We start from the raw sequence: 11,705 nt of genomic DNA, 5'->3' as shown, positions 1-11,705 counted from the left end.
CCGAGGACTGGCGGGGCGTGAACGCCGAGGTGACGAAGCCGTTCATCGACAAGACCGCCAAGGAGTTCGCGGACGCGGCCAAGGAGGCCGACGGCATTCACAAGATCCTGGAGGACGGGTACCGGGCCTTCAAGAAGGCACAGGACGACCTCCGGAAGATCGTCGAGACCGAAGCCCCGGCCAAGGGCTTCCTGGTGAAGTCCAACGGCGTGGTGGAAGCCCGGGAGCCCCTGTCGTCGACGAAGGACCAGGCGGCTCGGCACGATCCCGACTTCCAGAACCTGATCCGCAAGGAGCAGGCCGAGGCCGCCGCCATGCAGCGTCGTATCGACGCGATCATCGAGACCTGCGACGACGCCGACGTGGCCTGCTCGAACGCGCTGAAGGCCAACGTCACCGCCGACAAGCACAACTTCAGCGCCCCGAAGTACGGCAGCCTGGACGCCGAGGAAGCACAGCGCGCGATCGACCTGGCCAAGAAGGGCCGGGACATCTCCCACGCGGAGCTGGAGCGGCTGAACGAACTGCTCAAGGACAACGGCTCCTCCAAGGAGTTCTCCCGCGCCTTCTACAACTCTCTCGGTCCCAAGGGCGCCTTGGAGTTCTTCGGGCAGCTCTCCACCGACACGTACGACTACGCCACACTCGACAAGCAGCGGCTGGCGGACGTGCAGGAGCTCCAGCGGAACCTCGGCCTCAACCTCGCCACCGCCACCCACGGCGGCGACGCCTGGACCGAGAAGTGGTCGGCCGACATGCGCAAGCTCGGCACGGAACGGATTCCGCTCGACAAGCACGCCTACTCCGGGCCGTTCGGCTACCAGTTGCTCGGCGGCATCATGCGCTACGGCAACTACGATCCGAAGTTCCTGACCCCGATCGCCGAACACGTGACCCAGTTGCACGCCAAGGACCCGTACATGTTCGCCGACGGCAAGAGCCTCGGCGGATGGCTGAAGCACCCCTTCAACCCGTCGGGCGTCAACGGATCGGGCTACGACCCCATGACCGCCATGCTGGAGGCGCTCGGGCACAGCCCGGAGGCGGCCAAGCAGTTCTTCACGGGAGAGCCGACGGCGTACAACAAGGACGGAAGCGTCGGCGGGACGGTCGATCTCGACCCGGAGAAGGACGGCATCCAGAAGGACTATCTGGAGTACTTCCAGAACGCGGAGTACAAGTTCTTCCCCGACATCGACGGCCACATCCCCGAGGACGTCGAGAAGTCCGCGGAGTACATGCCCGACGCCCTCGGACACGCCCTGGAGGCGGCGACGACCGGCCACGGCTGGGACGACCCCAACCCGCAGCTCCGGCGCGACGAACAGACCGCGGAACTGATGAAGCGGGTCATCGACACGTACGGGACCAACACCGAGCTGCGCGAGCATCACAAGCCGCTGATCGACAGCCTGGGCCGGATGGGCGCGGCGTACATCGACGACCTGAACTACTCGACGTACAACTTCGGCGGCTCCGGCGATGCTCTCGGCCGGAGCGCGCTCTTCGAGGGGAGCAGCGACGGAAGTTCACGGACGGACTTCGGGGCGAACGCCAGCCTGCGCTTCATGAACGCCGTAGCCGGCGACGAGGAGGCGTACAAGACGCTGTCCGTGGCGCAGTCGGTGTACGAGGCGGGTGGTCTCAAGGCCCTGGAGAAGGACCACGGCTCGCAGCTCACCTTCCTGCACCACGCCACCAAGGTGCACGGCATCCTCGACGAATCCCGCATCGTCGCGATCGGCCAGGACTTCAAGGACCAGGAAGAGGCCAGGAACCTGGAGATGGAACAGCAGGCCGAATGGCGCAAGTCCGCTGTCAGCGGCGGACTCGCCGTAGTGGTGGGCGTCGGCTCGGCCGTGCTGGTCGGACCCGCTGCCGGAATCGTGGCGGCGACGGCGGTCCCGATCGTCCTGGAGAGCGTCGGCTCCTCGGTCAGCACGGGGTACGCGGCGGACACCCTCCAGTACCTCAAGGACCACGAGTACAAGAACGACGACACGGCCGACGGAGCCGTCCTGGACGCCAGGGAGGCGGGGGAACGGGCTGTGGCCACGCCGGCTTTCCACGTCGCGGAGTCGCAGGGGATGACGTTGACGGAGAGGCAGGCTCTTGTCGAGACGATCGAGTCCTCTTACGGCAGGGGCGCCCAGATCGTCGAGCCGCTGGCGGGGAACAAGTGAGGCGGCGCAGGGTGGGGAAGAGTGTGCGACGGTCGATGATGGGTGCTGCGGGCTTTTTGGCTGTCGCCTTGTTCCTGACTGCGTGTTCCGGCGGTGGGGACGGCGATGCGGAAGCCGAGGCCGGGCTGAGGGGCTGCGAGGAAGTGTTCGGCGCTGCGGGTGTGGCGAAGGTCAGAGCCGTGGTCGGCGACAACAAGTTTCGTGGCGTGAGTACTCCTTGGTCGTCGATCGCGCGGGCGATGCTCAAGGAGGCGCGGCAGTACGACCCGGATGGTGAGGATTGGACAAGGTCCCGCCACGAGCCCTGTGAACTGTCGGCGAACGGCATCGAGCTGCGTCGGATCGTGGAAGTCCACGTCAAGTGGTCCGTCCTCACCATGGACACCTTGAAGACGGGGGCGGACAGGGGAAAGTGGACCAAGGAAGCGCAGGACGTGTACGTCTACAAGCGGGCAGACGCCAGGACGATCAAGGTAATCGTGCCTTGCAAGGTCAGTGGTACGGCGCCGGAGCAGAGGAATGCTCTGCCGTTGGAGGTCATTGCCTACACGTCTTCCGAGACCGGCGCCGAGGGCGATTCTCTGGCCGCGACGTTGCTGCCCTCGCTGGTCCGGAACACCCAGAAGCATCTGGGCTGTGAGAAGCCCGTGTCCGTGCCGGATGCGCTCGTGCCGTAGGAGGGGCGAGGGGGCAGGAGCGCTACGCGGGCAATGGTGTCCGGCGCTGAGGGCGTCGATGGTCTGACGTTGAACAAGTGGGCGGCGCAGGGTGGGGGAGAGTGTGCGACGGTCGATGATTGGTGCTGCGGGTTCTCTGGCTGCCGTCTTGTTCCTTACCGCGTGTTCAGGCGGTGGGGACGGCGATGCGGAAGCCGAGGCTGGGCTGAGGGGTTGCGAGGAAGTGTTCGGCGCCGTGGGTGTGTCGAAGGTGCAATCCGTCGTGGGTGACAACAAGTTCCAGGGCGTGAGTACTCCTTGGTCGTCGATCGCGCGGGCGATGCTCAAGGAGGCGCGGCAGTACGACCCGGACGGCGAGGATTGGACAAGGTCCCGCCACAGGCCCTGCGAGCTGTCGGCCAACGGCATCGAGATGCGTCGGCGTGTGGAGGTCAACGTCAAGTGGTCCGTTTTCACCATGGACACCCTGTCGACGGGGGCGGACAGGGGAAAGTGGACCAAGGAAGCGCAGGACGTGTACGTCTACAAGCGGGTAGACGCCAGGACGATCAAGGTAATCGTGCCTTGCAAGGTCAGTGGTACGGCTCCGGAGCAGAGGAATGCTCTGCCGTTGGAGGTCATTGTCTACACGTCCCCCGAGACCGGCGCCGAGGGCGATTCCCTGGCCGCGACGTTGCTGCCCTCGCTGGTCCGGACCACCCAGAAGCATCTGGGCTGTGAGAAGCCCGTGTCCGTGCCGGATGTGCTCGTGCCGTAGGAGGGGCGAGGGGGCAGGAGCGCTACGCGGGCAATGGTGTCCGGCGCTGAGGGCGTCGATGGTCTGACGGTGAACAAGTGGGGCGGCGCAGGGTGGGGAAGAGTGTGCGACGGTCGATGATGTGCGCTGCGGGTTCTTTGGCTGTCGCTTTGCTCTTGACTGCGTGTTCCGGCGGTGGGGACGCGGATGCGGAAGCCGAGGCTGGGCTGAGGGGCTGTGAGGAAGTGTTCGGCGCTGCGGGTGTGTCGAAGGTCAGAGCTGTGGTCGGCGACAACAAGTTTCGTGGCGTGAGTACTCCTTGGTCGTCGATCGCGCGGGCGATGCTCAAGGAGGCGCGGCAGTACGACCCGGACGGTGAGGATTGGACAAGGTCCCGCCACGAGCCCTGTGAGCTGTCGGCGAACGGCATCGAGTTGCGTCGGATTTTGGAGGTGCACGTCAAGTGGTCCGTCCTCACCATGGACACCTTGGAGACGGGGGCGAGCAAGGTGGAGCGGACCGAGGTAGCGCAGGACGTGTACATCGAGAGGCAGAACGAGAACAGGACAATCACGGCCATATTGCCCTGCAAGGTCAGTGGTACGGCGCCGGAGCAGAGGAGTGCTCTGCCGTTGGAGGTCATTGCCTACACGTCTTCCGAGACCGGGGCTGAGGGCGATTCTCTGGCCGCGACGTTGCTGCCCTCGCTGGTCCGGAACACCCAGAAGCATCTGGGCTGTGAGAAGCCCGTGGCCGTGCCCGAAGTGCTCCTGCCGTAACGGGCGCAGGGGAGACGGCGGTTCGGGGCCCACGCCGACGGACGTGTTCGGCGGCGCCCGTACGATGGCCGTGAGCCGGCCGGTGGTCGGGGGTCGGACCGGATCATGAGCGGGAGAAGGATGCGCTGCGCGTGGGGGCCTGGGCGTGGGCGTAGGCCTGGTGTCGGCCGCCGGGACGGACGTGTGCCGGGCGGTTCGCGGAGCGGGGGGCCCGGCCGGGTGGGGGTGCGGGGGCTGTGGCGCGGGATGGCCGCCGTCGTCGGGCTCGTCGTGTTCGGGGTCGGCGCGACGCCCGCGCATGCCGAGACCGTGCGGTCGCGGCAGTGGCACCTCACGACCCTGCACGCCGAGGAGATCTGGCAGCGCAGCACCGGCAAGGGCGTGACGATCGCCCTCATCGACACCGGCGTGAAGGCCGTGCCCGAGCTCTCCGGGCGGCTGGTCCCCGGCAGCGACTTCCCGGGAGCCGGTACCGCCGGCCGCAAGGACGGCGGCACGACCACGGCCGCCGTCATCGCCGGCACCGGCAAGGGTCCCGGCGGGGTACAGAGCGCCTTCGGGCTGGCGCCCGGCGCGAAGATCATGCCGCTGAACATCAGCGACGGGTACACCGGCAAGGGCAGCCTCGCCGACCAGGAGAAGGCCGTCGACGCCGGCCTCGCCCCCGCGCTCCGGTACGCCGCCGACTCCGACGCCAAGATCATCTCGGTCTCCGTCACCCTGCCCGTCATCGCCCACGACACCTCCCCCGAAGTGCGCGATGCCGTCGCCTACGCGATGTCCAAGAACAAACTCGTCTTCGCAGGCGTCGGATACGCCTCCTACCTCGACGACCCGGGCGTGGACACGCCGGCCTCACTGCCCGGCGTCGTCGGCGTCACCGCCATCGACAGCAAGCTCACCCGCCTCAAGGGCACGGGCGTCGGACGCACCGTCGACATCGCCGCCCCCGGTACCGAGATCATCAGTGCCTGCGCCGGCGGCACCGGACTGTGCCGGACCAAGGGCACCGAAGTCGCCTCCGCCCTCGCCGCCGCCTCCGCCGCCCTCGTCTGGTCCGTGCACCCCGACTGGACGCGCAACCAGGTCCTCCGCGTCCTCCTCAACACGATCTCCGGGCCCAGCGACGGTGCCGTCCGCAACGACTCCATCGGCTACGGCGCCGTGCGCCCGCTGCGCGCGCTCAAGACGCCAGGCGACCCCGGTCCGCGCGACGAGTACCCGCTCGACGACTACGCCGAGCCCAACCCGACGCCCACGCCCATCTCCGCCCCCACACCGTCCGCCGGCGCACCGGCCCCGGCGCCCTCCGCCTCCGCGGGCACGCCGGACCTCGCCGCCGCGCCGGGAACGGACGGCCACAGCACGGGATTCTGGATCGCCCTCGGCGTCTGCGCCGCCGGGCTCCTGTGCCTGGCCGTGGGAACTCCGCTGCTCGTCACCGACCACCGCCGCGGCCGGACGGCCTGACGCGCGTCCGGCACCTGCCCGGCGCACACCGGGCCGGCCACCCGCGGCGTGGAGCGGACGGGCGTCAGGCCGCCCGTCCGCCCGGCCGTCCCGACACCCGTGGCGCAGAGCCCTCGCCACCCCACTCGGCCGCCGGCCGCCGGCCGCCGGACGTCGGTCGCCGGTCGCCGGTCGCGAGCCGCCGCTCCCTGTCCCTCGGCCGCGGCCTCGTGGACCGGTCACCCGTAGCGCCTCGGCGGCCGCCTCATCGACCGTCCGGCCATGACGCCTCGGCCGCCGGCCGGGCGTCCTCAGTCGTTCCGCTGGGCCACCGCCGCGACGCCCCCGCCGACCGTCAGCACCGCGCCGCCCGCCACCAGTGCCGTCAGGAACCGTCGCCGCGCCGCACCCGCCGGCCGGGAAGCATCGCCGGAGCCCGGCGCACCCGCGCCCGTGGCGGACAGGAGCCGGGCGGTGTCCTTCTCGCGCCGGGCGATGTCCTCGGCGAGCGGGCCCTTGCGCCACGCGCGCTCGGCGCCCTTGGGCGCCGGCAGGGCCGCCGTGATCTGCCCGGGCGTGGGGCGCGCCGCCGGGTCCTTCGACAGGCACGGGCCGATCAGCGGCTGCAGGCCGTGCGGGACCCGGCTCATGTCCGGGTTGCCGTGTACGACGTCGTACTGCACGGCCGCGACGTGCGCCCCGTCGAACGCGCGCCGCCCGCTCGCCGCGTACACCAGCACCGCGCCGAGCGAGAAGACGTCCGAAGCCGGCCCGACCCGGTGTCCGAGGACCTGCTCCGGTGCGCCGTATCCCGGCGTCACCGGGATCTGGCCGGTCGTGGTCAGCGTCAGCCCGTGCTCGGGACGGGCGATGCCGAAGTCGATGACCCGCGGACCCGACGACGTCAGCACGATGTTGGCCGGCTTCAGGTCACGGTGGACGAGGCCCGCCGCGTGGATGTCGTGGAGGGTGCGGGCGAGGAAGTGGCCCAGGGCCCGTACGGTCGGCTCGTCCATCGGGCCGTACGTCCCCACGGCGTCGGCCAGCGTCGGCCCGGCGAGGAACTCGGCCGCGATCCACGGCCGTCCGCCCTCCGTCCGCGCGCCGAGCACCCGCGCCACGCCCTTGCCGGTGACGGCGCGCGCCATCTCCGCCTCGCGGACGAAGCGCTGCGCGAGGCCCTGGTCGTGGGCGAGTTCGGGACGGAGGACCTTCACGGCGGCGGGGTGGCCGGCGTCGTCCCGGCCGAAGTACACCTTGCCCATGCCGCCCTCGCCGAGGACGCCGAGCAGCCGGTACGGGCCGAGCCGGAGGGGATCTCCTGCGGAGAGCGGGTGCACGGGCTCACTGGTCCTTTCGCTGCGGTTCGTACTGCGTCACCCGGCCGTTGCCGACGCCGTAGAACCAGGTGTCGTCCACGGCGGTGAGCCGCACGCTGCCGGAGTCGAACGTCTGGACGTATCGGTGCGAGGTCAGGTCGACGACGCCGAAACCGCCCGTGTTGGGCAGGCAGAGCACGGTCGAGCTCGCGACGGGCGGTACGACGAGGTTCGGCGCGCCGCCGGCCGACACGTCCGCCTCCCACAGCAGCCTGCCGCGCCGGGCGTCGACGGCGACCAGGGTCTCCGTGCCCTCGGCCGCGTACACGACGCCGTTGCGGACGAGCGGCGCGCCGTAGTGCCGCCGGGCGGGCATGAGGTCGCCGTAGGGGCGGTTGTAACCGAACTTCCAGATGACCACGCCGTCCGAGATCCGGACCGCGTGCAGCTCCTCGGCGCCGACGTAGACGTGCGTGCCGTCCTCCGCGACCTCGACGCCGAGGGGCGGCGGCAGGGACGCCCCGGAGCCCTCGGGGACGACCTGACGCCACAGCTTCTTGCCGTTGCGGGTGTCGTACGCGGTGATGGTCAGGTCGTTGACCGCCTGGCCGACGAGCAGCCGGTTGCCGACGGCCCGCGCGAAGTCGACCCGGGCACCGGCGCCCGGCGACGGCGGTTCGAGGGCGACGCGCCAGCGCTCGCGGCCGGTCGAGGTGTCGTACGCGAGGAGGGTCCACCTGTCCTTGAAGAGGGGGTCGAGCGCGACGTAGAGCGTGTCGTCGCTCGCGTACAGCATCTTCGCCTGGCCGCCCGAGGGACTCTTCCTGAACTCCTTGAGGTCGACGAGCTCGCGCTCCCTCTCCCCCGTGTTCGGGTCGATCGCGTGGATGCTCATCTCGGCGGCGGCGGTGACGACCAGGCCGTAGACGTTCCTGCGGTCGGCGACGACCCGGTGCTCGTGAGTGATCCACATGTCGGTCCACTCGAAGCCGCCCGCGGCGGCGCGCAGGCCCTTCAGGCCGTTCTCGGACATGACGATCACGGCGGCGTCCCGGACGATCGGCGGAGCCGAACCGGTGGCCTCCGCCGCGTCCTTGACCCAGGCGGTCCGCAGGGGACCGGTCTCCTTCGGCGCGCCGGACGCGCCCGACGCGCCGGAGGGATCGCCGGAGGGCGCGCCGGAGGCGTTGGCCCCTCCGCCCGTTCCGCCCTCGCCGCGCCCCAGCCAGGCCCACACGCCCGCGCCCACACCGGTGAGCCCGAGCACCGAACCGCCTCCCGTGACGAGCAGTCGGCGACGCGAGAGGCCGGCGGGGCCAGAGGGGGTCGTGAGGCGGGAGGAGCCGGAGGATGCGGAGGATTTGGAGGATTTGGAGGAGCTGGTGGACCTGGTGGACCTGGAGCGGCCAGAGGAGCCGGGGTGGTCGCCGGCGGCCCCATGCGTGGACCCTGACTGTCCGAACCCCGCGTACGGGTCCTCCGCGGGGGCCGGCAGGCGGGGCGGGTGGGCGTGCCAGACGTCGGTGGCGCGGCGGGCTATCGCGGCGAGCAGCGGGGGCGGCAGGTGGTCGGCGAACTCGCCGTGCCCGTCGTGGAGTCCGTCGACCAGGGCGGAGGTGGTCGGGCGGGCCGCCGGGTCCTTCGCGAGGCACGCGGTCAGCAGCGGGCGCAGCGACGGCGGCAGGGCGTCGAGCGCGACCGGGTCCGGGTCGGCGTACCGGACGCGGTAGAGGAGGTCGGCCGGGGCGCCCGTACCGAACGGCGGCCGTCCGGTCGCCGCGAAGACCAGGACGCCTGCGAGCGCGAACACATCGCCCGCGGGCGGGTGTTCCTGCCCCGAAGCCTGCTCAGGCGACATGTAGGCCGGCGTGCCGGCCGCCGCGCCGGTGGTGGTGAGGTGCACGTCCCCGGCCGCGCGGGCGATGCCGAAGTCGATCAGCTTGGGGCCGTGGGCGGTGACGAGGATGTTCGACGGCTTCAGGTCACGGTGCACCACGTCGGACGAGTGCAGCTGCCGCAGCGCCCCGGCGAGCGCGCCGCCCAGGGCGCGGACCGTGGGCTCCGGCAGGGGCCCCGCCAGGGCGACGGCGTCGTCGAGGGGCGGACCGAGGACGTACTCCGTGGCCAGCCAGGGCGTTTCGGCCAGCGGGTCGGCGTCGAAGACCGCCGCGCCGTGTCGGTCGCCGATGACACGGGCGGCGTCCGTCTCCAGCCGGAATCGGGCCCGGAACGCCGGATCGGCGGCGAGGCGCGCGTGCAGCGTCTTCAGGGCGACGGTACGGCCGCCCGGCGAGCGCGCCAGGTAGACCGTCCCCATGCCGCCGGAACCGAGGCGGGCGAGGAGACGGTACGCGGCGATGGAGGCCGGGTCGTCGTGGGTGAGAGGGGAGAGCATGGGTGGTTGTCGGTTCTCGGTTCTCGGTTCTTGGTTCTCGGCTTGGGGCTCTGGAGTGCGGGGCTTCTGGGTTGGCGGCTTCTGGGCTGGAGGCTGGTGGGCTGCGGCTCGTAGGGCGCGGCGTGCGGTGCGTGGTGGGCGGTCGCGGGGTGCGGTGTGCGGTGTGCGGTGGGGGTTCCGCGGTGCGCGATGGGGGGTGGGGGGTCTGCGGTGCGCGGTTTACGGTCGTGGGTCGGGGCTCGGCCGTCGGGCTGGGCCCTTGTTCTCAGCCCTGCTGTCTCAGCCCTGCTGTTCTCAGCCCCGCTGGTGTAGCGCCGGGTGGCCGGGGCGGTCCTTCGTCGCGTCGGCCGTCGCGTCGGCGGAGGGGAAGTCGGCCGCGAGGAGCGCCGCGGACTGGCGGGCGAGGGCCGCCACCACGCGGGGCGGCAGCCAGCCGGGCGTGAGCAGGGCGGACGCCGAACCGAGCACCGTCTCATGCGGGCTCGGCGGCGCGAGCGCGGTGAACAGCGCGGAGGCAGCCGGGCGGTGGGCCGGTTCGCGGGTGAGGCAGGCGGTGATCGTGGGGCGCAGGGCCGGTGGGAGTTCCTCGCGCTCGGGGACGGTGTGGCCGGTCGCGGCGTACGCGAGGACCGTGCCGAGTCCGTGGACGTCGCCAGGCGGGCGGGGCCGCCCGCCCGTGGCGCGTTCCGGGGCGGCGTCCCGTTCGACCTGGCCCGTCGTACGGGCGGCGCCGAAGCAGGTGAGCCGCGGGCCGTCGGCGGTGAGGAGGACGGCGGCCGGCGTGACGCCCGCGTGCGTGACGCCCTGCGCGTGCAGCGCGGCGAGCGTCTCGGCGAGGGCGGCACCGATGACCCGCACCGTTTCCTCCGGCAGGGGCGCGCCGTGCACGGCCAGCGCGACGGGAAGCGGGAGGGCGGGGACGTACGGGCTGATGTACCAGGGGTCGTCGGCACCGGCAGGCCTCTCGCCGCCCGCGCCGTTGCCGCTGCCCGCGCCGGACCCGCTGTCCCCACCGGCCTCGTTGGCCCCACCGGGCTCATTGCCCCCGCCGAGCCGACCGTCCCCGCCGAGCTGGCCGTCCCCGCCGACCTCGGTGACGGGTAGGGTCCACGGCACGGCGAGCCGCTGCGCTGCCTCGGCCTCCGCGCGGAACAGCGCCGGGTCGGCGCCCGGCAGCGGGGCGGTCAGGAGCACCGTACGGTCGCCGTCCCGGGAACGCGCGACGAAGCGGCGGTACGGAGGACGGGGGCCGGTGGCGGCGGAGGGCGTCGAGTCCAGGCGCGTGACGAGACGGTACGGCCGTTCCATGAGCGAATTCCCCCTGTTGTTCGCCTGAGCAGGGAGAGCCTACTCAAGGGGCGGGGACGCGAGCGGGGCCGGGGACAGGAGGAGGCGGCCGGGCACCCGGTGGGGGTCCGGGACGGTGTGCCGTCGCCGGTGGCGCGTACGTCATGACGGCGACGCGGCGGAGCCCCTCATAAGAGGGGTTCACATCTGATCCGACGATCGCGCCCTCCTCGACGGCCGCCTTCGTTCTTCCTGGTGGCGGTCGTGCGGCGGCCTCCGCCGGTCGTCGGCGCCGCCGCCGGCGGTCGGCGTGACGTTGACGCGGACCGCTTTGCACGGCGGTATGCGGCAGTAACGTCTGGCGCTCCGACAACGCAAGGTGCCGCCGGATCCTCCATGGACCCGTGCGTGGCTGACAGTGGGGGAGTCGTGTCGTTCGAGGAGGAGTGGGCGGTCGAGCGCGCCGCCGCCGCGACCCGCGTCGGCATGCGGGTGAACGGGCTGCCCGCCGGCCAGGCCGGCTCCGGATCCGGCGGTGGGTCCGGGGGTGCCGACCTCGCCGTCCGCCAGGACCACCTCGGGGCCGTCGGCCATGCCGCGTACGAGCTGAACGGCAGGCTCGCGAAGGACGGCAACCACGCCCGTACCGACACGTCGGACGCGGCGACCGGACTGTCGAGGAACGCCTTCCGCACCGGCTCGGCCCTGACGACCGTGCAGGAGACCTGGGCCTCCCAGCTCCGCACGCTGCTGGACGCCTGCGCGCACATCTCCAACCACCTCGACCACAGCGCGACCGCGCACGCGAGGGACGACGAGGAGATCAAGGCGGCACTCGCCGTGTCCAAGATCAACGAGTACTTCACGTAGGCGGGGGAGC

General features: G+C 71.6%; 8 protein-coding genes and 1 pseudogene. 6 read left to right on the top strand and 3 right to left on the bottom strand.

What is annotated here, in order from left to right:
* The 5 genes from ESG85_RS33715 to ESG85_RS33695 all read left to right on the top strand — a co-directional run.
* A partial coding sequence (locus ESG85_RS33715) for a hypothetical protein (protein WP_128984979.1) occupies positions 1-2,183 on the top strand: 2,183 nt, incomplete at its 5' end.
* 23 nt (positions 2,184-2,206) lie between these two features.
* Positions 2,207-2,860 carry a hypothetical protein gene (locus ESG85_RS33710; RefSeq protein WP_128984978.1) on the top strand — a complete coding sequence of 218 codons (654 nt, stop codon included), beginning with the start codon at positions 2,207-2,209 and terminating at the stop codon, positions 2,858-2,860.
* A gap of 262 nt (positions 2,861-3,122) precedes the next feature.
* Positions 3,123-3,617: a hypothetical protein gene (locus ESG85_RS33705; RefSeq protein WP_128984977.1), complete on the top strand. Its 495-nt coding sequence runs from the start codon at positions 3,123-3,125 to the stop codon at positions 3,615-3,617.
* A 149-nt stretch (positions 3,618-3,766) separates the two neighbouring features.
* Complete coding sequence (locus tag ESG85_RS33700; protein ID WP_128984976.1) at positions 3,767-4,375, top strand: hypothetical protein; 609 nt, start codon at positions 3,767-3,769, stop codon at positions 4,373-4,375.
* Positions 4,376-4,621: 246 nt separating this feature from the next.
* Complete coding sequence (locus tag ESG85_RS33695) at positions 4,622-5,845, top strand: S8 family serine peptidase (protein ID WP_128984975.1); 1,224 nt, start codon at positions 4,622-4,624, stop codon at positions 5,843-5,845.
* A 311-nt stretch (positions 5,846-6,156) separates the two neighbouring features.
* Here ESG85_RS33695 and ESG85_RS33690 read toward each other — a convergent pair.
* The 3 genes and pseudogenes from ESG85_RS33690 to ESG85_RS36485 form a co-directional block, all read right to left on the bottom strand.
* A pseudogene (locus tag ESG85_RS33690) lies at positions 6,157-7,164 on the bottom strand (serine/threonine-protein kinase); the annotation flags it as partial.
* 4 nt (positions 7,165-7,168) lie between these two features.
* Positions 7,169-9,538 (bottom strand): serine/threonine-protein kinase, encoded by a 2,370-nt coding sequence (locus tag ESG85_RS33685; protein WP_128984974.1) that lies wholly within the window; start codon positions 9,536-9,538, stop codon positions 7,169-7,171.
* A gap of 294 nt (positions 9,539-9,832) precedes the next feature.
* Positions 9,833-10,846 carry a protein kinase family protein gene (locus ESG85_RS36485; protein ID WP_246095545.1) on the bottom strand — a complete coding sequence of 338 codons (1,014 nt, stop codon included), beginning with the start codon at positions 10,844-10,846 and terminating at the stop codon, positions 9,833-9,835.
* A gap of 387 nt (positions 10,847-11,233) precedes the next feature.
* Between ESG85_RS36485 and ESG85_RS33670 the strand changes: the two genes are divergently transcribed.
* On the top strand, positions 11,234-11,695 hold the full coding sequence (locus ESG85_RS33670; RefSeq protein WP_342781449.1) for a hypothetical protein: 462 nt from the start codon (positions 11,234-11,236) through the stop codon (positions 11,693-11,695).
* Positions 11,696-11,705 lie beyond the last annotated feature (10 nt).

It is taken from the genome of Streptomyces roseicoloratus, assembly GCF_004117935.1.
GTDB lineage: Bacteria > Actinomycetota > Actinomycetes > Streptomycetales > Streptomycetaceae > Streptomyces > Streptomyces roseicoloratus.
This window is presented reverse-complemented; position numbering and strand designations above follow the sequence as displayed.